The sequence below is a fragment of the Aquisalimonas sp. 2447 genome, from assembly GCF_012044895.1.
Classification (GTDB): domain Bacteria; phylum Pseudomonadota; class Gammaproteobacteria; order Nitrococcales; family Aquisalimonadaceae; genus Aquisalimonas.
Genome location: NZ_CP050695.1, coordinates 1,850,136 through 1,871,687 on the forward strand (window position 1 = coordinate 1,850,136; position 21,552 = coordinate 1,871,687).

21 protein-coding genes and 2 pseudogenes are annotated in these 21,552 nt (G+C 60.4%); 10 read left to right on the forward strand and 13 right to left on the reverse strand.

Going from position 1 to position 21,552, the window contains the following annotated elements:
• Window positions 1–621: 621 nt before the first annotated feature.
• Window positions 622–1,098, forward strand: coding sequence for a conjugative transfer protein MobI(A/C) (mobI, locus tag KU884_RS08705; protein WP_167782276.1), 477 nt, complete (start codon window positions 622–624; stop codon window positions 1,096–1,098).
• Entirely contained in the window at window positions 1,091–1,606 is a 516-nt protein-coding gene (locus KU884_RS08710) for a PH domain-containing protein (RefSeq protein WP_167782277.1), read from the forward strand. The genes mobI and KU884_RS08710 overlap by 8 nt, the downstream gene beginning before the upstream one ends.
• A 21-nt stretch (window positions 1,607–1,627) precedes the next feature.
• Here the strand turns inward: KU884_RS08710 and KU884_RS08715 are convergent, their stop codons facing one another.
• On the reverse strand, window positions 1,628–2,026 hold the full coding sequence (locus KU884_RS08715) for a DUF2306 domain-containing protein (RefSeq protein ID WP_167782278.1): 399 nt from the start codon (window positions 2,024–2,026) through the stop codon (window positions 1,628–1,630).
• Between the two features lie 81 nt (window positions 2,027–2,107).
• Here KU884_RS08715 and KU884_RS08720 point away from each other — a divergent pair, with 81 nt between their 5' ends.
• From KU884_RS08720 to KU884_RS08740, 6 genes and pseudogenes are all read left to right on the forward strand, one after another.
• The gene (locus KU884_RS08720; RefSeq protein ID WP_167782279.1) at window positions 2,108–2,644 is read left to right on the forward strand and encodes a PadR family transcriptional regulator; all 537 of its coding nucleotides are present in this window, start codon (window positions 2,108–2,110) and stop codon (window positions 2,642–2,644) included.
• 258 nt (window positions 2,645–2,902) lie between these two features.
• On the forward strand, window positions 2,903–3,571 hold the full coding sequence (locus KU884_RS08725; RefSeq protein WP_167782280.1) for an SOS response-associated peptidase: 669 nt from the start codon (window positions 2,903–2,905) through the stop codon (window positions 3,569–3,571).
• A 346-nt stretch (window positions 3,572–3,917) separates the two neighbouring features.
• Window positions 3,918–4,685 carry an outer membrane beta-barrel protein gene (locus KU884_RS08730; RefSeq protein WP_167782281.1) on the forward strand — a complete coding sequence of 256 codons (768 nt, stop codon included), beginning with the start codon at window positions 3,918–3,920 and terminating at the stop codon, window positions 4,683–4,685.
• A 26-nt stretch (window positions 4,686–4,711) separates the two neighbouring features.
• Window positions 4,712–5,359 (forward strand): serine hydrolase, encoded by a 648-nt coding sequence (locus KU884_RS18970; protein WP_254432220.1) that lies wholly within the window; start codon window positions 4,712–4,714, stop codon window positions 5,357–5,359.
• Entirely contained in the window at window positions 5,319–5,921 is a 603-nt protein-coding gene (locus tag KU884_RS18975; protein WP_254432221.1) for a serine hydrolase domain-containing protein, read from the forward strand. Before KU884_RS18970 ends, KU884_RS18975 begins: the two co-directional genes overlap by 41 nt.
• A 55-nt stretch (window positions 5,922–5,976) precedes the next feature.
• Window positions 5,977–6,762, forward strand: a pseudogene (locus KU884_RS08740) (aminoglycoside adenylyltransferase family protein).
• Between the two features lie 1,352 nt (window positions 6,763–8,114).
• Here the strand turns inward: KU884_RS08740 and KU884_RS08745 are convergent.
• The 3 genes and pseudogenes from KU884_RS08745 to KU884_RS18980 form a co-directional block, all read right to left on the reverse strand.
• Window positions 8,115–9,746, reverse strand: a complete 1,632-nt coding sequence (locus KU884_RS08745) for an acyl-CoA synthetase (protein WP_217351452.1) — start codon at window positions 9,744–9,746, stop codon at window positions 8,115–8,117.
• 21 nt (window positions 9,747–9,767) lie between these two features.
• The gene (locus KU884_RS08750) at window positions 9,768–11,030 is read right to left on the reverse strand and encodes an iron-containing alcohol dehydrogenase (RefSeq protein WP_217351453.1); all 1,263 of its coding nucleotides are present in this window, start codon (window positions 11,028–11,030) and stop codon (window positions 9,768–9,770) included.
• Window positions 11,031–11,779: 749 nt separating this feature from the next.
• Window positions 11,780–12,292, reverse strand: a pseudogene (locus KU884_RS18980) (transposase); the annotation flags it as partial.
• Window positions 12,293–12,303: 11 nt separating this feature from the next.
• On the opposite strand from KU884_RS18980, the gene KU884_RS08760 reads away from it, so the two are divergent.
• On the forward strand, window positions 12,304–12,468 hold the full coding sequence (locus tag KU884_RS08760) for a hypothetical protein (RefSeq protein ID WP_167782283.1): 165 nt from the start codon (window positions 12,304–12,306) through the stop codon (window positions 12,466–12,468).
• A 108-nt stretch (window positions 12,469–12,576) separates the two neighbouring features.
• Here KU884_RS08760 and KU884_RS08765 read toward each other — a convergent pair whose 3' ends face one another.
• Both KU884_RS08765 and KU884_RS08770 read right to left on the reverse strand, forming a co-directional pair.
• Window positions 12,577–13,566, reverse strand: a complete 990-nt coding sequence (locus tag KU884_RS08765; protein ID WP_167782284.1) for a zinc-dependent alcohol dehydrogenase family protein — start codon at window positions 13,564–13,566, stop codon at window positions 12,577–12,579.
• Window positions 13,567–14,077: 511 nt separating this feature from the next.
• Window positions 14,078–14,695 (reverse strand): hypothetical protein, encoded by a 618-nt coding sequence (locus KU884_RS08770; RefSeq protein WP_167782285.1) that lies wholly within the window; start codon window positions 14,693–14,695, stop codon window positions 14,078–14,080.
• Window positions 14,696–14,797: 102 nt separating this feature from the next.
• On the opposite strand from KU884_RS08770, the gene KU884_RS08775 reads away from it, so the two are divergent.
• Window positions 14,798–15,769 (forward strand): IS1595 family transposase, encoded by a 972-nt coding sequence (locus tag KU884_RS08775; protein WP_167782286.1) that lies wholly within the window; start codon window positions 14,798–14,800, stop codon window positions 15,767–15,769.
• Here KU884_RS08775 and KU884_RS08780 read toward each other — a convergent pair.
• The 7 genes from KU884_RS08780 to KU884_RS08810 all read right to left on the reverse strand — a co-directional run bounded on the left by KU884_RS08780 (window position 15,759) and on the right by KU884_RS08810 (window position 21,409).
• Window positions 15,759–16,703 (reverse strand): hypothetical protein, encoded by a 945-nt coding sequence (locus KU884_RS08780; protein WP_167782287.1) that lies wholly within the window; start codon window positions 16,701–16,703, stop codon window positions 15,759–15,761. The two genes, KU884_RS08775 and KU884_RS08780, sit on opposite strands and share 11 nt — an antisense overlap.
• Before the next feature lie 980 nt (window positions 16,704–17,683).
• Window positions 17,684–18,028, reverse strand: a complete 345-nt coding sequence (locus KU884_RS08785; protein ID WP_167782288.1) for a hypothetical protein — start codon at window positions 18,026–18,028, stop codon at window positions 17,684–17,686.
• A 389-nt stretch (window positions 18,029–18,417) separates the two neighbouring features.
• Window positions 18,418–18,753: an XRE family transcriptional regulator gene (locus KU884_RS08790; RefSeq protein WP_167782289.1), complete on the reverse strand. Its 336-nt coding sequence runs from the start codon at window positions 18,751–18,753 to the stop codon at window positions 18,418–18,420.
• 3 nt (window positions 18,754–18,756) lie between these two features.
• Complete coding sequence (locus tag KU884_RS08795; RefSeq protein WP_167782290.1) at window positions 18,757–19,329, reverse strand: cyclin-dependent kinase inhibitor 3 family protein; 573 nt, start codon at window positions 19,327–19,329, stop codon at window positions 18,757–18,759.
• Between the two features lie 19 nt (window positions 19,330–19,348).
• Window positions 19,349–20,125: an ADP-ribosylglycohydrolase family protein gene (locus tag KU884_RS08800; protein WP_167782291.1), complete on the reverse strand. Its 777-nt coding sequence runs from the start codon at window positions 20,123–20,125 to the stop codon at window positions 19,349–19,351.
• A gap of 441 nt (window positions 20,126–20,566) precedes the next feature.
• Window positions 20,567–20,944 (reverse strand): YafY family protein, encoded by a 378-nt coding sequence (locus tag KU884_RS08805; RefSeq protein ID WP_167782292.1) that lies wholly within the window; start codon window positions 20,942–20,944, stop codon window positions 20,567–20,569.
• A gap of 30 nt (window positions 20,945–20,974) precedes the next feature.
• The gene (locus tag KU884_RS08810; protein ID WP_167782293.1) at window positions 20,975–21,409 is read right to left on the reverse strand and encodes a hypothetical protein; all 435 of its coding nucleotides are present in this window, start codon (window positions 21,407–21,409) and stop codon (window positions 20,975–20,977) included.
• Between the last annotated feature and the right edge of the window lie 143 nt (window positions 21,410–21,552).

Genomic DNA, 21,552 nt, shown 5'->3' on the forward strand with positions numbered 1-21,552 from the left:
ACTGGTCACTTGCAATAAATAGCGATTCAAAGCCGGTCGTTTTGCATGTTTGCCGGGGGCGGCGATGGGATAATGCTGTCCTTGCAAAAAATAAGCAAATTCCCCTTCTCTAGGGAGGGGGAATTTGCAAAGAATACAGGAGGCAGATAAAAGCCTTCAAAATCAATTACGTAGAGATGTTGCTTTGGGGTCTTGCAAACCGTACAAAAATTCCCCTTCCCTAGAGAAGGGGAATTTTTCAAGACTACAGGAGACAGATAAACGCCAGTAAAATCAGGGACTTATAGATTCTGCTCTGGGCTCGCGCAAAACGTACAAAAATTCCCCTTCTCTAGGGAAGGGGAATTTTCAAGAGTAAACAGTTGGCCAGAATAAATCGCAAAAACAATTACTTATAGCCTGACTAGCTAGGTCATTGGAAAAATCATGGAAAATTCCCCTTCTCTAGGGAAGGGGAATTTTGAGAGGAAAAAGAATGCACGAAAAAAATTTCGTAAAAACCGGTAGTTACGCCTCTGCGCAAAATGGTCAAAGGGTTTTGCTAAAACATTCCCCTCCTCTGCGCGCGCGCAGGGAAGGGGAATTTAAGAAATTCCCCCCAAGGCAGTAGGAGGGACAGGTATGGAGTACAGTCAAATAGAGGAAAGTCTCGATCAGAAGGAGCGTGAGATTGCGGAGACCGCGAATCACTACGCAAGCGAGTTCTGGAATAGCCACTACAGCGGTAACGCTGAGCGTCCAAAGCATGAAAGAAGCCATCTCGGCGTAAGGGTCAGGCACCGGCCGAACACAGGAAACCTCGAGATTTTCTGGGTTCGCTTTTCATGGGTTCAATCAAAGGATGGCAAGAATCACCTCCGCTCCGAGCATCTCCGGAAGGGTGTGTCCAGCCATGGGGACTCGGAGACGAAGCTTCTTCGGTATGCCCAGGAGTGGGAGCGCGAACTGGTTCTTGAGGTCGAGCGGAACTTTACGCGCCTGCGCGAAGAGTTCGCGTCGGTCCGTAAAGCGAGGGTCCCTCTCCGCAAGGCGCGCAAGCTGTCAGCGGAAGGGGGTATTGGTAGCACCAACAAAGAGAGTGAGAACACTGATGAGTGAAGAGACGATTTTCAACAAAACCACACGGCCGGCGAAGCGCTCCTTCTGGCGTGCGTGGCTCCTGGTCCTTATCGGCGCAGTCATGGCACTGGCGCCTCAGTTGGTCGGCGCTTTAACGATCGCCGGTCTGAACGCGCTGATCGAGGTTGCTCCGGATGGGAGGATTGCCGGGGTGATCGCGGGAGGGAGTGACATCATCCGTTACGTCGGTCTTGGCGTTGCGGGCTATGGCCTCGTGATCGTGATCGGGTACCAGTGGCTCGCCAACCGGTACGTTGTCACGCCAACGGATGTCAGCGAGGTCTACGGCCTGATCGCCAAGAAGAAAAACACCACCAAGCTGGCACACATCCGGCGCGTCGGCGTTCATCAAACCATAATCGGGCGCATTCTCGGGTATGGCGACGTGCTGTACTACTCCGCTGGGACGGGTATACGGTTAATCGGAATGGGTGGTCACGATGGGCCGGAATACGCAAGCGTCCGAGGGTCGGCTCTTGGGCTCTGACCGCTTGAATCCAACAGTCCTTTAGCCGCCAAAAACCACCACGTGCATGATCCGCCCCGGCAGGAAGGTGAACGCGCCCGCCCCCACCAGTGCGAACACAAAGAGGGAAATCATGATGCTGCGATGAGTGGCGACATCCCGGCGGCGCGCCGCTCGGACCGCGAGAACCAGCATGACCAGGGTGAATATTGACAGCAGGTGGATGGGGCTCCAGATCCCGAACACCCGTCCCATGTGAATGAAGAACGACGACCCGGCGGTGACTGCCATCAGCCCGACCCAACTCCACCCCACCACACGGTGTACGGTCGACCCTCGTGGGAGGAGGAACTGTCCGATGCCGATGCCAAAGGCCAGGACGGCAGCCAGGGTATGAACCTGGACCGCCAGCGTACTTTGCAGCAAGGGTTCTAGAGTCATGACGCTGTCCTCATGTGCAACTTGTTGCATAATGATGCCTCGGCATCACGTTGTATGCAACAAGTTGCATAAGGAGTTGTCATGGCCTTGCGATATGCCCTTCTGGCGGCACTGCACGAGCGCCCCGCGACGGGGTATGACCTGAACCAGCGATTCGGACGCCGCCAGGGATTCGTCTGGAATGCGAGCCACCAGCAGATCTATCGGGAGTTGGGGCGGCTACACGACGAAGGCCTGTTGAGCATGGAGGCGGAACCCCAGGCGGAGCGCCCCGATCGCAAGCGGTATACCATCACCCCGGCGGGGGAGGTGGCACTGCGTGAATGGTTGGCGACACCCCAACCACGGCCGGCGACACGGGACCCGCTGCTGGTGAAATTTTTTGCCGGCGACTTGGTGGAGGACCGTGTCCTTTTCGACGAACTTGTCTCACTGCGCCACGCCTGGGAGGAGCGACTCGCCGCCTACAGGGAGATTGAAGCGACATGGTTCAGTGAACCAGAGACTCTATCCCGCCACTATCGCCTCCAGTACCTGGCCCTGCGCCGGGGCATCAGCGCAGGTCAGGCGTGGCTGGGGTGGCTAGACGAGGCGGAAACGCTCTTGCGGACTCCTTAAGCGAGAGCCCGCCCCGTGGTGTGCACGGTTTGGCAGAGAGCTCGTTCCCTTCCAACTGGGCGAAGGCGGTACAGGCATGCGCCAGCCAAGTGCAGCTGGCTGGCTCTGGCGCGGGCCGATATCCTGGCAGCCAACCCGCACAACAAGCAGTCCTGGTTGTGAGAGCGAAACCCACAAGCGAGGTCGTCCCGGTCGCTCGCACGCGGCTCAACGGACTGCGCTAGACTGGAGATCCTGAATCATCGGTGACGAAGCGACATGTGCGGGCGATTCGTAAGCAAGACCGATGCGGCCATCGAGCGGGCGTTCAACGTGATTCCCCGCGAGTGGACCCATGACTGGGTCAAGTACAACGTTGCGCCCACACAGAACGTGCCCGTGATCCGGCTGGCTAATGGGCAGCGTGAAGGGGTGATGCTGCGCTGGGGACTTGTCCCGGCGTGGGCCAAAGGGCAGCCGACGAAGTACAGCACGATCAACGCCCGCGCCGAGACAGTAGAGACAGCTGCCACATACCGGAGCCCTTGGAAGCGCGCTCAGCGCTGCATCATCCCGGCAATCGGATACTACGAGTGGCAAGAGGTCGCTGGGGGGAAACAGCCGTACTTAATTCGGCTCGCCGGCGGAGAGCCATTCGGATTCTGCGGACTGTGGGAAACATCGGTTGGGCCTGATGGAGGGACGGTTGAGTCGTGCACGATCATTACCGTTTCCGCCAATCCCATGGTCGCGCAGATCCACGCCAAGGCGCGGATGCCGGCGATGGTTACGCCTGAGTATTGCGGTGTCTGGCTTGAAGGCTCTAGCAGTGATGCCCGAGAGGTGCTGGGGCCGTTCCCCGTCGAGCTGATGGACGCCTACCCGGTGAGCACACGCGTGAACTCCCCCCGGAACGACAGCCCAGAGCTTCTAGAGCGCGTAGCGTAGGTATCTCTTTGGCTCGAACCGACGCTGCTTGGTCATCACCCAATCAACTACAAGCGTCCGCTCTCAAGTGACGGGCAAGAAGCGCCATGTCGTCGCGCCGTTGTATGCTCCGAGAGCAGCACGAACGATCTCACCTCGGGTATCATCGACTCGTAGGGCGGGACTTCGAACGGCGATCACTTGCCCTCTCTGGCCTAGCCCCGACGCCGTGCTTGGCGGTAGGTTCAACGGTTCGAACGTTTAATGACGCTCGCGCATGGCATGGTCATGCCTTCCGGTGACCTCGAGAACCAGCCAGCCGGGGGCGGGCGTCTTCCTCGCAACCCCTACCAGGCAGGACTCCACGATGCACAGGATCTATCAGCACGGTCTCCTGTTCTTGATGGTGTTGGCTTTGCCGGCTCCTGCGCAGGTGCAGGCGTCGGGTTCTGATTCATCTGGCTGGACCGCCGAGCTGGAGACCGGTGGCCTGTGGTTCAGCCGCAACCGCGCACGCATTCCATCCGACACTGGGACCACCGTTGACCTGCGTGATCTGACAGGGAGCGGCGGTGACCCTTACGTTCGCCTCTACGTGGGCTATGACTTCAACGAGCGGCACAGTGTTCGCCTCAACCTGGCGCCCGTAAGGAAGACCGGGCGAGGAACCCTGAACAGGGAAGTGGAGTTCGACGGCGAAACGTTCGAGGCGGACACCCCGACGCGTGCCAGCTACAAGTTCAATACATATCGACTGACCTATCGCTGGATGTTCCATCGGGATGACGACTGGGATCTCGGCCTGGGCGCCGCACTGCTGGTCAGGGACGCCCATATCGAATTGCGCCAGGACAACGTTCGCGCAAGGAACGAAGACCTGGGGTTCGTGCCGTTGCTCCACCTGTATGGCGCCTATCACTTGACCGATCGTACGTCGCTGGTGCTCGATTTTGAGGGCGCGGCCGCGCCGCAGGGGCGCGCCCTGGACCTTGCCGTTCAGGTGCGCCACACGCTGCCCACGGGCTGGCATGTCTTCGGCGGTTATCGCACGCTGGAGGGCGGTGCGGATAACAGCAGCGTGTATACCTATGCATGGCTCCATCACGCCACCGTTGGCATCGGTTACCGCTTCTGACATCACTGTCTCAATGGAGCAGCGATATGGGGGCCGCTGGACTTGCGAGAGTCATTCTTCATGGAAGGGTTCCGCCAGCCGTCGAGAAGGTGCTGGAGCGTGCGGTCGAGGACCTGGCTGGTCTGCGGGGGATCCGGAACGTCGTCCTCGGCGTTGAGCCGGGTGACGGTTCGTACCGCTGGGTCGGTGCCACCGGCACCGCAACCCCGTCCGGGGCCCCGATGACGCCGGAGACCCCCTACTGCCTCGCCAGTGTCACGAAGCTCTACATCGGTGCTGCAGTCCTGCGTCTCGAGGAACAAGGCCGGCTCTCCATCGACGATCCGCTCACGGACCATCTCCCCGACGAACTGGTGTCCGGTCTGCATCGACGCCGGGGGCAGGACAGGACGGCCGATCTCACGCTGCGCCACCTCCTGGGGCATGCCTCCGGGCTTCCCGAGTACCTCTCCGAGGCGCCGAGGGGGCAGAAGGGGTTGCTGGATCGCGTCATTGAGCAGGGTGACCTGAGCTGGGACACGTCCGATGTGATCGACATGGTTCGGGCTGCCAGGGGGGCACACATTCGTCCCACGGCCGTTCGATGGTCACCGGCACACCGTGCGCTATTCGGACACCAACTTTCAGCTTCTCATGGCCGTCATCGAAGCGGTGACCCGCAGACCGATCCATGAAGCGTTCGCGACGCTCATCTACGAGCCGCTTGGCCTGACCCGGACGTGGCACCCCGGAACGCCTCCAGAGGCATCCATGCCACCCGCCGCAGTGCCATGGGCAGGCGACGAGCCGATGGACCGCCCGCTCGCCTTGCGCTCGTTCCGGGATCTGTTCAGCACGGCGGAGGAGACGCTCCGATTCCTGCGCGCCCTCATCACAGGGGAACTGTTCGACGATCCAGCGACCGCAGAACGGATGCGGCAGCACTGGAACCCGCTGGGGTTTTCCCTGATTCCCTCTGCGCCAGGCTGGCCCATCGAATACGGGCTCGCGATGATGCGGTTCCAGGCTCCACGCCTCCTGAAGCCGTTCTTCCCGATCCCGACGCTCATTGGCCACACCGGGGCGTCCGGCTCCTGGCTGTTCTACGCCCCGGATTCAGACCTCTACCTCACCGGGACAGTGGACCAGTTGACGGCCCCGGCCGTACCGTTCAAGAAACTGCCACGACTGGTGCGCCAAATCCCCTCGTACGCCACCAAGAGCGAAAGAGAAGGCGGCGAGCATACGTCCAAGTGAAGCTTGGCGGCCCGCCTGAGCTCACAACTGCGCCCGCAGCGCACTCCGCACTCCCATGACAAGCAAGCAAGACATCCCCAGCGAAGCAATACAAGGCCTTCGGGTTGTCCAGGACGCTCTCGGTGAATCGGTCGTCGCGGCTTACCTGTTCGGTTCCGCCGTCGCAGGAGGGCTGCGAGCCGCGAGCGATGTCGATGTCCTCGTCATCGTTGAGCGTGGACTGCCCGAGCTAGTGCGCAGCAGACTCATTGCGGACCTCCTGCAGGTCTCGGGTCCAGTTGGCAATGACGAGGGCAGAAGGCCGCTCGAGTTGACGATCGTTTGCCAGTCTGACGTTGTCCCTTGGCACTATCCCCCGAAGAACCAGTTGGTCTACGGGGAATGGCTGAGAGAGGAGTTCGAGCAGGGGCGAATTCCCGCTCCCGGCGCTGATCCCGATCTCGCCATTGTGCTGAAGAAGGTTCGGGATAACAGCCTCCCTTTACTCGGTCCCACTGCCTCAGCCACCCTCGACCGCGTGCCAATGGCGGATGTCCGACGAGCGATCAAAGACTCTCTGCCGGAAGTCATTGAGGGCATCGGGGGAGATGAGCGCAACGCGCTGCTGACACTTGCCCGAATGTGGCTGACGGCCAGACAGGGAGTAATCGCACCGAAGGACGCGGCCGCAGCATGGGCGATGGCGCGGCTCGATGAAGACAACGGGTTTCTACTGGACCTCGCTAGGAGAGGCTACCTTGGCCATTGCGAGGATTCCTGAACCGGGAAACAAGCGGAGCTTGAAGCGCTCATGGCAACGATGAAGCAGGCGATCGAGGCCTCTTTGGCGGAAGAGTCGTAAAGGCGGCCATTTCCTGACCCACGAACGACTCGAGCCCATAAACTGCCCGGGTAGAGAGCGACCCAGGCACTCCGGAAACAGCGTGCTCTGACCGCGAGCCTCACCCCGCACGAAACGCGTCATCGCTCAGCCTCCCTTGTACTCCAGCGATTGTGCATGTGTGACGGGGGCGGCGGTTGGATGATGCTGTCCTTGTAAAGAAAAGCCGAAAATTTCCCTTCTCTAGAGAAGGGAAATTCTTGAAGAAAATCATGGTTCGCCGAAATGAGAATGAAAAACAGAGACTTACAGAATATAGAGGTGATGGCGTTGATAAATCTTTGAAAACTTCCCTTCTCTAGAGAAGGGAAAATTGAGGATGAAAGCGCGAAAATCCATAAAATCCATTAAAAACATATAGATAGAGATATTGCGCTGACAGCCCCGGCAACACTAAACAAACTTCCCTTCTCTAGAGAAGGGAAGTTTGTTGGGAGAAAGGCTGGTGGAGTGATTATCTTTCAAAAACAGACGGTTATGACGTCGATACAATTGGGCGCAGTAGCTGCAAAAAAACTTTCCCTCCTCCGCGCGCGCGCAGAGAAGGGAAATTAAAAAGATTTCCCCAAAGGCAGTAGGGGGGAAGAGGTGCACTACGACAAAATCGATGACTTGCTGTACTCCCGTGAGTAGCCACCAGCGCTTATCGCTGGCGACTACTCGTTAGGCCCTCTATACGGGGCCGCCCCGTCCCATCGGAGGTCATCTCCAAGTCGCCGCACATGTTTTCCGCTAAGGTCCGACCGAGCCAGAGAAACGCCTGTTCGCTGCCGCAGAGTTTGTCGGTCAACGCGTGCTCCAGCGTACAGACCCGACACCGGTGAACGAGCATGCTCGTACATAGAGCAAAGAGACGCGAGCTGAAGGAATCACCATGCACAACGCAGCAGATACGGGCCCCCTCTCGTGCTGGAACGAGAACCCGGCTACAAACGACGTATCCGGCACGGTGGCACCACTGAGCAATCGCAGGCAACACGTCCTGTCACAACAGGCTGCGATCGAGCGTTGGGAGGAGGAAGGAGGTCGCGTAACTTCATACTCCCGAGCGGCTGAAATAACCGGATGACGCCTGTGTCGGTATCGGCGCTGCACTACCCGTGAATTCGCAGAGGTGGAATTCCAGGGTTCTAGCCCACAACATACCCTCCATTAATCGCCGCAACTCTGCTTGAACCAATATCCGGTGTCAGCCAGATGGAGTTCATCGATGACTTTGCCGGGCCCTATTCGCTAGAGATGGCGAAGGAGAGTGAGGAGAGTGCGCATGCGGTTATTCAGATCCTGGGACGCTTGCAGTACGTATCTGCGAGTTAGCTTTCGGATTCTCCAGTATCTCGCCATTCCTGTTCCCGAAGCACGCGCCGGCGCAGTTTCCCGGTGGGCGTTTTCGGCAAATCGTCACTGAAGGCAATCTTGCGCGGATACTTGTAAGGGGCAGTGAGCCGGCGGGCATGGTCCTGTAGCTCGCGCACGAGCTCGTCGCTGGATGCGTGCCCTTCGCGTAGAACGACGAACGCCTTGACCACCTCGCCACGCTCCGGGTCGGGACTACCCACCGCTGCGCATTCCAGCACCGCCGGATGCTCCATGAGTGCGTTCTCGACCTCCAGGGGGCCAATGCGATAGCCGGAGGCGTTGATCAGATCATCGTCCCGGCCATGGTAGAAAAGGTACCCGTCCCCATCCATGACCACCCGATCGCCGGTGATGAAGTACTGTTGATCACCGACCGTGGTCATGGCGGCCCGCGTCCGGTCAGCGTCGTTCCAGTAGCCAAGCATCACCTGGGGGTTGGGCAATGCGATTGCCAGCCGCCCGGGCACGCCCGTGGCTGCGGGGCGGTCATTGTTGTCGTCCAGAACGGCGACCTCGGTACCCGGCAAGGGGCGACCCATGGAGCCGGGCTTGACCGGCATGGCGACGAAATTGAGCACCGTCATCAAGGTTTCGGTCTGGCCGTATCCATCGAGTAGCGGGATACCCATGGTGTCGGACCACGCCTTGACCGTTGCAGGGTCCACGGATTCACCGGCCGAGACGGTCAGCCTCAGGCCACGGTAATCCTCGGCCTGGAGTGGTTCGCGGAGAAGCCGGCGGAGCTCTGTGGCCGCAGCGCAGAACACGGTGACCTTGTATTGGCGCAGCAGGGCAAGGCGGTGTTGCGGATCAAACGGTCCGTCGTAGAACAGAACCGGCGTCCCGCAGCTCCAAGGACCGAAAAGGATGCTGGTCCCGGCCTTGCTCCAGCCGGTGTCCGCCGTGCACCACATCAGATCGTGCTGGTCCAGGTCCAGCCAGTACCATGCTGACACCCTCCAGGCGTAGAGCGACCGTGCGCCATGGGTGACGCCCTTGGGATGCCCGGACGAGCCGGAGGTGTAGTACATGATGGCCGCTTCATCGGCACCGGTTCGCACCGCGGTGAACGACTCCGAGCCATCCCGGAGGAGGTGGGAGAGAGTGTGCCATCCCGGGGCATCGCCCACGCTGATGCGAATAAGGGATTGAGGCGCAAAGGCGAACTTGTCCGCGTTGGCTGCCGTGCAGACCACTGCACGGGCGTTGGCGTGTTCAACGCGGTACTTCAGATCCCGTTCCGTGAGCATCTCCACGCAGGGAATAGGGACAAGGCCTGCCTTGAGGCATGCAACCATGGTGAGTTGCCACTCCGGTATTCGGGGCAGAACCACCAGCACACGGTCACCGCGCTGCAGTCCCAGTGCCGTCAGAGAGTGTGCCAATCGGTTGCTGGCGAGACTTACTTCCCGGAACGTCAGGCGCCGCTCTTCACCCTCGGCGTTACACCAGATCATGGCTAGGTGTTCTGGATCCTCAGCCCAGGCATCGACCACGTCAGCGCCGAAGTTGAACGTTTCAGGCACGTCCCAGCGGAATGCCGCAGCGGTGGCGTCGTAGTCGGTCATGGGGATTCGCTGGGTCATGGCGTAATTCCTCCGATTGGCTCAGTAAGCGCTCTCCAGGATTTCCACGATGTTGTCCGTGCTCTTGATCGGACGCGGGTTGGTGCGCACCCAAAGGTTGTCCATGGCGCCTTCGGCAATGACGGGAAATAGATCTTCGCGGATGTCCAGATCCCGCAAGCGAGTAGGCAAACCCAACGCCTTGATCAGTTCCGCCACCGCCGCGGCCGCATCGCCGTCATCGCGCCCCAGCGCGGCGGCGATGCGCGCTTGGCGGGCCGCTCCCTCCGCGGCGCCGCGATTCCAGCGCAAGACTGCCGGCAACAGCACGCAGGACGTATAACCATGACTCATGCCGGTGACCGCCCCCAGACTGTGCCCGATGCCATGACTGGCACCGTATGGGACGCGCAGAATGCCCTGGCTGGCGAGCCAGGCGCCGTGCATGCACTGTTGCCGGGCCGCAAGATCGTCCGGGTTTGTGCGTGTGCGTGGTAGCGCCTCGGCCAGAAGCTCCAGGGCATAGAGCGCGCAGCCGTCCACGAGCGGGACGGGTGCGACGGAGGTGATGGATTCCACTGCGTGGTCCACAGCACGGATGCCCGTGGACAGCCAAAGCCACGCAGGCGTGTGACGTGTTGCAGCAGGATCGAGAATGACGGTGGCTGGGCCGATTTCACGCCCGGTGAATGCATGCTTTGCTTTGCGTCTAGTATCCGTCGCACCTCCCAGAGCGGAAAACTCGGCGCCGGAGAGCGTTGTCGGCACAGCAATCTGGCGCAGCGGTGGCGAGCGGACCGCTGGGATGTGTCGACTGCCGTCGGCATTCACGCGCACATGCCAGTGATCGAGTTCGTCCGGGGTTTGCACGTCCTCAGCCAGCGCCACCAGTAGCACCTTGACGGTGTCGATGACGGTTCCGCCGCCGACGGAGACAATCAGATCCGGATGGCATTGGCGCACCGCGTTGGCGGCGGCGATCACCGTCTCCCGAGGCGTATGCTCGCGGCACTCGTCAAAGACCCCGACGCAGCGGTCGCCCAATACATCGCTTACGGCGCTGACCACGCTCGTCATCTGGTTCAGAGTGCGGCTGGCGACGATGAAGACCCGACTCGCGTCGCGCCGGTTGGCTTCCGCGACCACTGCCTCAGCCGCCGGCGTGCCCCAGATGACCCGGTCCTGCGCTATGGATTCGTACAGACCCTGGTGCACAAACTCCTCCCGCCACGGTTTTTCTCTTGCAAGTGCGCCCATAGTAACCCTTTCGGTGGTGTTGGAACTTGGCTTCTCGGACGGAATCACCTCCCAGAGCACCTACATCAGTTTCAATTTGTGTGCTTCAGCTCCTGGAGGTATGCGCTTTCAAGAAAATGTTTACCCCTCAGTCGACCCACGGGTACACCAGAGATACACAGAGGTCGCGCTCCAGGGGCTATGCCGCTTGTGCCCGTCGCTGCCGCCTGGGGCTCATCTGTTTCATGCAATAAGTAGCGATCAAAAGGCGGGCGCTTTGCATGATTGCCGGGGGCGGCGATGGGATAATGCTGTCCTTGTAAAAAAAATCAGCAAATTCCCCTTCTCTAGGGAGGGGGAATTTGTAAAGAGTACACGAGATAAATAAAATCCCTAAAAAACAGTTATTTAGAGATGGATGTCTGGGCTGCTACGAACCGTACAAAAATTCCCTTTCCCTAGAGAGGGGGAATTTTTCATGGGTAAACAGGGAGCCAGAATAAGAAGAAAAAACAATTACCTACAGTAGACCCAGCTAGATCGCGGGAAAATCATGAAGAATTCCCCTTCTCTAGGGAAGGGGAATTTTTAGAGGAAAAAGAATCTACGAAAAAAGTCTTCTTAAAACAAGCAGTTACAGATTTGCGCAAAACGGTCAAAGAGTTTTACTAAAACATTCCCCCCCTCTGCGCGCGCGCAGGGAAGGGGAATTTAAGAAATTCCCCCCAAGGCAGTAGGGGGGGACGGTACGGATTAGGGTCAGATAGAGGAGAGTCTCGATCAGAAGGAGCGCGAGATAGTCCGTCCTGGATAACCCTTCACGCGGCGGCCTTCATTAACGGGTCAAAGTCCTGAACCTTGATTCCGGCACCGATCATCAACACGAGCCGGCGGAGTAATTGACGCAAAAGGGTGGCCATCGCCCGGAGCAGCAGCCGGATGTTGTGCCCGGCGGCGACCAGCACGGCGTTGAGCGCATCGCCCAAAGCACCTTTGAGCCGGCAGCGGTCCATGCGGCCGTCCGTTTTCATGTGCCCGATCACCGCCTCGACGGCGCTGCGGCGTTTGAGCTCCATCTTCAGCGTTCTGGTGTTCACGCCGCGCTTTTGCCCGGAGCGGAAGATGCGCACGCCGGGGACCCACCGCGCCCTGGTAGCCACGATCGACGTAGCAGCGCTTCGGTGCCACACCGCTCAGGATCTCGGTCTGCTCCAGCGTCTCCCTGCGAGGATGTGGCCGTCGAACGGGTTATTCGGCATGGAACGGCAGCCGACCAAGAAGCTCTACCGGTTGGGTACCGCCACCGAGACCTTCACGCCGAACTCCCAGGGCAATGCCGGCCATGGTAACTCCGGAGCAGGGCGATGCGTGGCTTGAAGGCTCGGGTGACGATGCCCGGGCGGCGCTGGCGCCGTTCCCGGCCGAACTGATGGATGCCTATCCGGTAAGCACCCGTGTTAATTCCCCGCGGAATGAGGGCCCCGAGCTTCTCGATCGCGTCGCGTAGCGACGCAGCGGGTCGCACGGAACGCTGAACGCCACCTCAACGTGGCGCCCAGCGGATCAAGACGCGGTTGCAGCCGGGACACGGAAGTCGCCGGGGGTCCGTCGCGATTCAGTCTGTCTTTGGCACGATCAGCACTTTGCCGTCGCGACCACCCTTGCCGGCTTCCGCAATGGCATCGCGAATATCCCGCACATCATAGGTGCGACCCACGCGGGCCTGAAGCTTGCCGCTGGCGATCAGGGCGGTGAGTTCCCCGTAGAGCGCCTTTTGCTGTTCGCGGCTTGATGTCTGAAACCAGTGCGCCAGCCAGAAGCCCTTGAGGGTGATGTCCCGGAAGACCAGCGCTTTCGGTGAGACGTGACACGGCTCGCCACTCATCAGGCCGTAGTTCACCACCAGGCCACCGTCCGTGAGGCAACTCGCCAGATGGTCGGTCGCGGGGCCGCCGACCGCGTCGATGCCAAGGCGGATTGCCGCACCATCCGTGGCCGCGTGTACGCGCTCCGGGAGATCGTCCCCGTCGGTCAGGACGACGTCGGCACCCATGGCGTGCAACTCCGCGGCTGCAGACTCTCGGCGTACCACGTTGACCGTGCGGATGCCCCGCATCTTTGCAAGTTGGATGAGGTAGCCGCCGACACCGGAGTTTGCCGCATTCTGGATGACCCAGTCGTCCTGACCCAGATCCACGAATTCGCTCAGGAGCAGGGACGCTGTGGGCGGATTGACGGTCACCATCGAGAGCTGCTGGGGGTCGGCCTGGTCCGGGAGAGGGATCAGGTGAGGCGCCTTGGCGACAATGTGGCTTGCCCAGGTGCCGATGCCGACCGGCAGCAGGACTGTTTGCCCCTGCTCGAGACTGCTTGCGTTCGGACCGAGTTCCCGAACCCGACCCACGCCCTCGTTACCTGCCGTGGCCGGCAACTTCGGCAAGACGCCGTAATCCCCGGTGAGCGTGAGCAGGTCAGAGGGATTGATGGGAGCTGCGAGCACGTCGACAAGGACTTGGTCATCCTGCAGGGTCGGTGGCTCAAACTCGACGACCTCGACGACGTCCTCCGGCACCGGGCCGCGTTGGCTGTATTGCACCCTGTACATCACGGATCGAAACCTCCTCTGCGAAAGGATGTGGCGACTTCGGCCGCCACGGTGGCGTTACCTTGGGGGAGGTTGGGGGCCTTTGCAATTGGTCTCTGTGGGGAGAGAGTGGCGAGTTGGCAGGATTCTCCACGGACGCGGCGTCGGGCGAAGGCTGCACGGTCTTGCAGAGAGTCCTGCGATAGAAGCCAATGATTCGGATGGATGCTCCTGATCACTCTCCGGTCAACTCAACAACAGCATGCAGTGAGCCCGCTCTCTCTCTCGATAGTTGCAACGTTTGGTGCCGCCGGTGTTTCTCCTGAGACATGACCACGGCCGATGGCCGCGGGTTGTCAGGTGAGAGTCAGGCCTCAGAGGGAGATTGGGCGTGGGCGAGGAACCGGGGGCATGTGGGATCTCCGTCCGCGGGGCACGGGAAAGCTGCCGCCGACCCGGATTCGGCCGGCGGCAATGGGTTTACCGTAAAAGGCCCTCCCCATCCGTGGGGAGATGATGCCTGTCTATTGGTTTAGTCTGCGTCGTCCGTATCGACGGCCCTGTCGTGACTCTGCTCCAAAGCAGTCCATGCTGCTTCAAGTCCACCGAATTCATGGAGCAACGCAAGGTAGTGGACCTGCCGGAGCTCCAGTGCTTTCGGTCGCCTGCCGAGTTCACGGCCCTTTGCTAGCAGGTCATCCAGCATTTGGTCCCGAGAACGGTACTGCTTCTCATGAATCGGCGCGGGCATGAGGCCCAGGCGTCGTTGCAGCGGGCCGAAACCGCCGCACCACGTGTGGATCGCCTTGACCAGGTCTGCCCGCCCATCTGCATGAAGCTGGGACTGACTTGGCATGTATCCGCCATTGTTCGCGGCGTATGCCATTACCTCATCGCGGACCTTCTCGCGCGTCCACTGCGGTGCTGTATAGCGATCCCAGCTGCCTTGGGCCAAGCCCACTGCTGTGACCGGAACCGATTCTGGTTCGAGGTTCGCGAGTCGTGTAATCAGTGACTCAGGATCCTGGAGGTCGCTTGGAGTAATCGTGATATAGGGAAAGCCGTTCTCTTCATAGGTGCGCTTCCGGCGTTGCCAGTTCCTCGCGTACTCGCTCTCAACGTCTCCCTTGGCTGTCCCCTCATCTGTCATGAGAACTTCAACCGCCACGTTGTGCTGTTCGCCAAACTGGCTCTGTTCAAGTTAAGGGTTGATTGGTATAATGGCCGTTTCCTCGCAACGGCCTGATTGTCTATGGATTCCAAGAAATTCAAAGAGTTGCTTTCCTCTGTCGAGAGCCTGACCCCGACTCAAAGCAAGCGCTTGCGCGAGACGCTGACCCAAGGTCAGGGCGCGGGGTCGAGCCTCGCTGTGATTGAAGCCGCCAAGCCGCCGGCATGCGCTTTTTGTGTGAGTGAGCGCGTTGTGCGCAACGGCCGTCGCCGTGGACTTCAGCGCTGGCTGTGCCGGGAGTGCGGCAAGACCTCGAACGCCACCACAGGCACGCCGCTGTCCCGGCTGCGCGACAAGGAGTTGTTCGCTGCGTATGCGGACTGCATGCGCCAAGGCATGACCATCCGCGCCACCGCTCGGGAACTCGGCATGACCATCGACAAGGCGTTCCGCTGGCGCCACCGCTTCCTTGAGAATGCGGTGGATCACCAGCCTTCGAGCGTCTCGGGCCTTTTGGAAGTCGACGAGACCTACTTCCGGCGCTCCCAGAAGGGATCGCGCAAGATGGCGCGTGCGCCGCGCCGGCGTGGCGGCGGACAAGGCGGCGGTGGTGGCCGCAGCAACGACGAATGGGTTCCTGTCCTCGTCGGGCGCGTGCGCGGTCAGCCGTTCACGACAGATCGCGTGCTGGGGCGCGTCTCGGGTGTCGAGATCAGCAAGGCACTCGCGCCTGTGGTCAAGAATACGGACACGGTGGTCTGCACTGACGGCCACTCCGCCTATGAGCGCCTCGGTGAGAGGTTGGGCGTGACCACGAAGCATTTCGTCGCCAGTTATCACGGCCACGTGCGCGAGGGCGGCTTCCATGTGCAGAACGTCAACAACTACCACGGCCGCCTCCAGGGCTGGATTCTCTACCGCCTTCGCGGCGTTGCCACGAAGTATCTGCCGAACTACCTGGCGTGGATGCGGCTGACAAGCTGGAAGCATCAGGGCATCCATGCGGACGAAATCGTTGCCTCAGCGATGGGACGACAAGCAATCAACCTTTAAGTTGAACAGAGCCGCCAAACTGGATGAGAAAGTCCGGCTCGCGCCTCGTTCCATCGGAGAAAACCAAGCAGTCTCGCGTCACCGGAATCCCCAGATGGTGCAAGGCAACGGCAACGCGAAGCTCGGCCGTTGACGACACGGAAAACCCTTGGGGCGCCATAAGCTCCCGGGATTCGATGCCGAGCTTCTCCTGCAGGGACCTGAGCGAACCGTAGCGACGCTGAACGGCACGGACGAAGCCTGGTGAGAGAATGCGAGTAAGATCGCGCATGCTGGTGCGCCCGTGACGGCGGACGACGTCAAGATACAAGCGCTCAATCTCGTCGCAGGACCACTTCTTTCTTGCGCCGACAACCTCGAAGCCGAGCGCGTTGGCTCCGCTTTCCCAAGACCCGTAATGGTAACGGACGAAGGCCTCGAGCGAACTGTCCAGGGCGCGCATCCGCAAGGCCGACGGGAGCCGATGGCCACCGTCCGTATGCTTCACCAGCTCATCGTGGAGTGCCTGGGGATCGTTATGCCAGCCGTTCTGCCGAGTGTCCTTCGTGGTCGCAATTCCTGCGGCCTCCCGGAGTCCATCGATTCCATCGAAGTGCTTCCCGATGTACACGAGAGCAGACCCATACCCGGCGTTGATAAGATCCTGTCGAGTCGGGGCCCGGCCCACCTGAAGAGCGACAGTCTGGGCAACGCTGATCAGCTCGTTCCGGTCGTTCCACCGACCGCGCCGGGTACTAGGGAACAGAAAGCCACGCTCTTGAGCAGCCGCACGCCAGCCGCCTTCCATCTTCATCAGGTCTTCATAGACCTTCCGGTTAACTTTCCTCAAGCGAGAGGCCGTGACCGTCCCGTTCCTGTCAGCGGCCTTTCCCAGTGTTTCCGCGATCTGAGATTCGTCCGTGTCGAACGCTGCAATCGTGTTTTCTTTACTCATTGTATAAACCTCTTTAAATGGTCAGAAAGGATTTGCCTCGTGAAAAGGCAGAGCAACCATCTCATGGATTTAAAAAAGGGCAAGTTTTCGGGTAAAAGAAGGAGAGTTAGATGTTCGCGTGCGCATTAGCATATTTGAATAAATGGGCAAGATTGAAAGGAGAACCGATGCGCAGTTCACAAGGGGTTGGCACTCAGTAGAAAATTGTTACTGGACTTCGCTGCATCTGCTTCGTATTCAGGTCTGATTCGAAAAGCGGATCTCTTGCTCCAACCCAGCCAGTCCGGATCCAATTTAGAGAGTTTTCCCCCATCATTGAGTACGTGGGGAAAGAAGATGGTCCCTGGACGCTGAATGCTCCCTGTAGGCCTCGGTGGCGGTTTGGGGTGCAGTCATGTGGGCAATGACGTTTCTGCAATAGGTAGGCGCGCTATGGCGGCGCTGCCAGGAACGCAAAGGAGTTTCCTGCTCTGTAGGGACTTTTGCGACTCGCGTGTTCCTGCGGCGACGACTGCGGGAACTTGAGGGAAGGAACGCAGCTTGAGGATGGGAAGCGCGGCGGGGGAAACGTCTTGGTCGGTGAGATTAGGCGAGCAAAGCTCCGTATCCGAACTTCGTCGTCCTCAAGGTGGCAAACAACGCCGCAGACGTCACCGCGTGATGAGTAACCGGTGCGTTCCGCCTCCCACACTCGAATGGCCCGATTGTCCTGGATGCCAGACAGCTGGTCCAAGCGCAGCTGATGCTGGTGTCAATGCACATCGTCGACGGGTCGACTAGACGATGGGCGGGAAAACGCGTTGGGTGGGCGCTGGGAACAGATGGTCGAGTTCTGCGAGCTGATCCCGGTCGAGCGTGATCTCCGTGGCTGCGCAGTTCTCCGCGATGAATCATTGAGGTTTTTCGATCGACACGGCGAGAGCCTCCCCGGCTAGCCGAGGAGGCTCTCGATTTTCTGCTCTCCTATGAATCCATGAGGGTTACCGGATTGCCTCCGCCCGGTGACGATGAAAGTAAAAGCGTTGCACTTGACGGAGAAACCGCATTCGGAGGAAGTCGGTGCCTGCGTCTTTGCGGTCGTAGAGGCTGTAAAAAATGGCGGCTAGAACGTCGAAACGAGTCGGGTCTTCCCCGGTTCTTGCTTCGGTGCGCTCCAATGCCTGGACTGCCTCGAGAATGTCATCATAAGAGAGCGGATCGGGTTTTTCGTTCTCCAGGTCGCGGCTCGCCGTCCCCGGGGTGATGTTGCGCAGCATCTGGTTGCAACGATCAGGGAAGCGAGGGTCGTCTTCACGTTTTGGCGTGCGGGATTTTTCATCCGTCATGAGAAATTACCTTTTCAATGGATACCAATTAGCCCGTAGGGCTTTGGGATTGATGTGCTCTTAATGTGTCACTCGAGTTTTATCGAGCTTGTCAGTATGAAAACACGAGATCGAAAATGGGCAAGCCAACGGGTTTTCCGTTCTTTGCGGGTTCAATCAACCCGAGCTGAAGGGATGTGTATGTTTATTCGCTGCGTCTTATTCGGACAACGGGAAGGATTGCTGCGGGCGCGGCAATGGATGCGTTCACAGCCATGGGAAAAGCGCAGAGATCACGGCGGAATCCGGAAAAGGGCGACGCGATGTGCCGGGCATGTCTCAGGCGCCGAGTGAAGGCCGCATACGAAGGGGAGGGGAGAGCGCCTGGCTGTCGCGTTGTGCACAGGGCTCTACGCATAACCGCCTTCTGCAATGTGCTCGATGTAGGAAATTACGTCATCAGCCCACCCGGATCGCACGATGGCTGCCGGAGTATCGCAGAGTGCGGGGATGGGCGTTGTGACATACCACTGCCAGGCGGTATTCGGGGAGCCGGCCCACGCCTCGGTGCGCTCGAGAATCTCGACGACCTCCCGCAGCCGCTGTTGGGTTGCCTCGTCGGCGGAGGCGGTATCCAGACCGAGGATAATGAGGACTTGATCCTCTGGCTCGCCGATCTCGCTGGCAAGGCGCTTGACGGTGAGATGGCCGTCGTCGTCCAACATCCTGTCCGTGAGCGTTCCCATGTTTTACTCCCGCCAGTGTGCTCGACGAATGTACTGCTCTTGTGGGGCTGTCTCCACCGCCCCGGGCCTTGCGGTGCGAACCTCTTCGAGGGCTTGCTGTGGCGTCATGCCCCGCTCGATCAGGATACGGCAGGCGACGAGTCCAGTGCGCCCCAGGCCGCCCAGGCAGTGGATGACGATTCGCTCGCCCCGGCCGAGCCGGTCATGGAGCGGGTCGCGCCAGAGTTGCCACTGTGCTTCCCAAACAGCATCCGGCGTGCTGCAGTCCATGATCGGCAGATGCAACCAGCCGGACTCACCGTACTGGGCGCGGGCCCGCTCCCCCAGATCCTGGGCCTGGTAGTCGATCAACTCGTGGAGCTCCATAAGCGTGATCAGGCAATCGGTACCCCAGGCATCCAGGGCGTCCAGATCCCGCTCCAGGTTCCGCACCCATGGATGCCGGTTACCCGGGCCGATCTTGCCCGGGCACAGCGTCATCCCGATCACGCCGCCACCGGGTGCGTGCACCGCGGCGATTTGCAGCGGCGAGGAATGACTGGTGGCGACACCCTTCTCGAGCCCTGTCTTCGACATTCCGATACCTCCCTTGTAATTAGTCCGTCCGGTTCGCCGCTTCCCTGTAGAACCGCTCGACTAACGCGATCTGCTCGGGCTCCAGGCGCTCCATCACCGCCTCACGGATCCACGCCGGCACCCCGAACCGTGCCTCGGCGATGCCCCCGGCAATACAGGCCAGGGTGTCAGTGTCCGCGTCGAGTCCGATGCACACGTGCATGACTTCCTCGAACGAGCCCGCATCGCAGGCAATGCGGATCGCCGGCGGCACCGTTCCCTGGCAGATCTCGTTGTACCGGGAGGTGCGCTGGATGACGGGAATCGGTTCATCCAGTGCGTAGCCGTGGTTCTCGCGCACCGCCTCCAGGATCACCTCGCCGGACGCTCCGGTGCGGGCGAGCACGATGGCGTGTGCGGTCGCCTGGGCACCGCGGATGCCCTCTGGGTGATCGTGGGTAACGGCTGCGGAGCGCTCGGCCTCACGGAGTGCTTCCTCCAGGGACCGCGTCCAGAACCCGATGGGGCTCACCCGCATGGCCGAGCCATTGCCGAAGCTGTTGTACGGACCGCGGTTCGGGTCATTCCCCCACTCAATGAACCGAAGCCCCCAGGACTGGCCTCGATTCGCCTGGTAGGCCTCCCGGTAGGCCGTGGCGTAGTCGATGCCATCGAGCAGACAGCGGGCGGTGGCAAGGGTCAGCACAGTGTCATCGGTGTAGTGACTGTGGGGCTGGATCAGCGGTGTCCCCGGCACCGCCGGCGGGCCGAACTCGTGGATGGATCCGATGATGTCGCCGGCAATGGCTCCGAGCATGAGCGTCTCCTGTTGTTGGGCATTCAGTGTGGCATTGCGCTGCGACGCTTCGTGTCGCAGAAAGACGCCCAGCGGGTTGCCTCCATTCTCAATGGTTCGTCATGATAGTGTATATAATTACAGTACTCATGGTGAGCGGTATGATCGAAGAAGTCACCTTTGATTCGGTTCAGGTCCACAGCCCCGGCTGGCGGGGCCTTGCCCGCGCCGGCGCGGCCTCCCTGCGCGAGGCCCGCAGTGTGGTGATCCGGGAGCGGCCCGGGCAGCTCATGGTCCACTGCGACGTCACGGGCCTCGCTGTCGCCCAGCGCAAGGCCTGTGCGCGAGTGATTACCTGGTTGCAGACAACGGCCGCGCAGACCTGCCAGGTCTGCGGTAGCCAGGACGAGGGCGTTGCCTCGCCCGATGGCCGGAGCCCATTGCGGCTGTGTACCGGGTGTATCAGTCGTAGCGGGCAGCCGCCTGTCGCAGCGTCGTTGCAATGGTCTCACGCAGAGACTGCGGGCTGATCACTTCCACCTGGTCGCCAAGGCCGAGCAGCCACCAGCGCACCTGGGCGGTGTCGGCCACGGTCGCGGTGAGCCGGACGCGTCTGTCTGCCGTCTCCTCCATGACCTGATCCTGGCTCAACGGTGTCTCGCGCAAGTGGAACGCGGTCTCAGGGTCCAGTAAAAGCTCCAAAGTGAGCGACCCATCGCTCAGCGTGAAGTTAAGACCCCCTTCATCGACATAGTGCGCCAGATCGAAGCCTTCTGGTCGCCGAGCCCGGGTTTCCAGCGGCTCAGCAGCGAGCAACCGGTGGAGGGCGAGCTGAAGCACATCGTCGTAGTCGTAGAGCGTGCAGACCCCTCAGACCTGGCGTCGAACTTTGTCGGTCAGCCATGGGGCGACGGTGATGACAGTGAGCACGAGCACCCAGAGGTTGCCCTCGGCAAACGTGTACTGGCGGAGCACCTGCTCCCATGTTTGTCCCGACACCAACAACCCAAGACCCGATTCGAACAAGATGGTGAGAACAAGCCAGTAGACGCCGATCCCCACCAGGAAGGGTGTCGATCGGGATTTGTACCAGGGTGAACCGCCGTAGGTGACCAGGAGCACCAGTACCGAGAGCATGAGGCCACTGAGGGTGAGCGCCAGGGTGGGTCCCAGGGCCGGCTCCAGTAGCGTGTCCCGCACGACGCCGTTGACTGCGGCCAGGATGCCGATGGCTGCCCATAAGACTGTGGCCTTGACTACCGCGGCATTGACACCTGGACGCTGATCTTGCGTCGTGCTCGTCATTGGGCCGCATCTCCTTTAGCCGCTAAAGCTATGAATCCCGACTGCTCGCCAGGCTCCCGGATGACGTCGACTAGCGGACCGTAGCCGCTGGCCGAGGCGGCGGTATCTCCCTGCAATAGCTCCATATTGACGCAGAAGCCATC

Excerpts from the sequence above, each read along its gene's own strand:
- mobI (WP_167782276.1), top strand. The coding sequence starts at position 622 with ATGGAGTACAGTCAAATAGAGGAAAGTCTCGATCAGAAGGAGCGTGAG.
- KU884_RS08710 (WP_167782277.1), top strand. The coding sequence starts at position 1,091 with ATGAGTGAAGAGACGATTTTCAACAAAACCACACGGCCGGCGAAGCGC.
- KU884_RS08715 (WP_167782278.1), bottom strand. The coding sequence starts at position 2,026 with ATGACTCTAGAACCCTTGCTGCAAAGTACGCTGGCGGTCCAGGTTCAT.
- KU884_RS08720 (WP_167782279.1), top strand. The coding sequence starts at position 2,108 with ATGGCCTTGCGATATGCCCTTCTGGCGGCACTGCACGAGCGCCCCGCG.
- KU884_RS08725 (WP_167782280.1), top strand. The coding sequence starts at position 2,903 with ATGTGCGGGCGATTCGTAAGCAAGACCGATGCGGCCATCGAGCGGGCG.
- KU884_RS08730 (WP_167782281.1), top strand. The coding sequence starts at position 3,918 with ATGCACAGGATCTATCAGCACGGTCTCCTGTTCTTGATGGTGTTGGCT.
- KU884_RS18970 (WP_254432220.1), top strand. The coding sequence starts at position 4,712 with ATGGGGGCCGCTGGACTTGCGAGAGTCATTCTTCATGGAAGGGTTCCG.
- KU884_RS18975 (WP_254432221.1), top strand. The coding sequence starts at position 5,319 with ATGGCCGTCATCGAAGCGGTGACCCGCAGACCGATCCATGAAGCGTTC.
- KU884_RS08745 (WP_217351452.1), bottom strand. The coding sequence starts at position 9,746 with ATGACCCAGCGAATCCCCATGACCGACTACGACGCCACCGCTGCGGCA.
- KU884_RS08760 (WP_167782283.1), top strand. The coding sequence starts at position 12,304 with ATGGTAACTCCGGAGCAGGGCGATGCGTGGCTTGAAGGCTCGGGTGAC.
- KU884_RS08765 (WP_167782284.1), bottom strand. The coding sequence starts at position 13,566 with ATGTACAGGGTGCAATACAGCCAACGCGGCCCGGTGCCGGAGGACGTC.
- KU884_RS08770 (WP_167782285.1), bottom strand. The coding sequence starts at position 14,695 with ATGACAGATGAGGGGACAGCCAAGGGAGACGTTGAGAGCGAGTACGCG.
- KU884_RS08775 (WP_167782286.1), top strand. The coding sequence starts at position 14,798 with ATGGATTCCAAGAAATTCAAAGAGTTGCTTTCCTCTGTCGAGAGCCTG.
- KU884_RS08780 (WP_167782287.1), bottom strand. The coding sequence starts at position 16,703 with ATGAGTAAAGAAAACACGATTGCAGCGTTCGACACGGACGAATCTCAG.
- KU884_RS08785 (WP_167782288.1), bottom strand. The coding sequence starts at position 18,028 with ATGACGGATGAAAAATCCCGCACGCCAAAACGTGAAGACGACCCTCGC.
- KU884_RS08790 (WP_167782289.1), bottom strand. The coding sequence starts at position 18,753 with ATGGGAACGCTCACGGACAGGATGTTGGACGACGACGGCCATCTCACC.
- KU884_RS08795 (WP_167782290.1), bottom strand. The coding sequence starts at position 19,329 with ATGTCGAAGACAGGGCTCGAGAAGGGTGTCGCCACCAGTCATTCCTCG.
- KU884_RS08800 (WP_167782291.1), bottom strand. The coding sequence starts at position 20,125 with ATGCTCGGAGCCATTGCCGGCGACATCATCGGATCCATCCACGAGTTC.
- KU884_RS08810 (WP_167782293.1), bottom strand. The coding sequence starts at position 21,409 with ATGACGAGCACGACGCAAGATCAGCGTCCAGGTGTCAATGCCGCGGTA.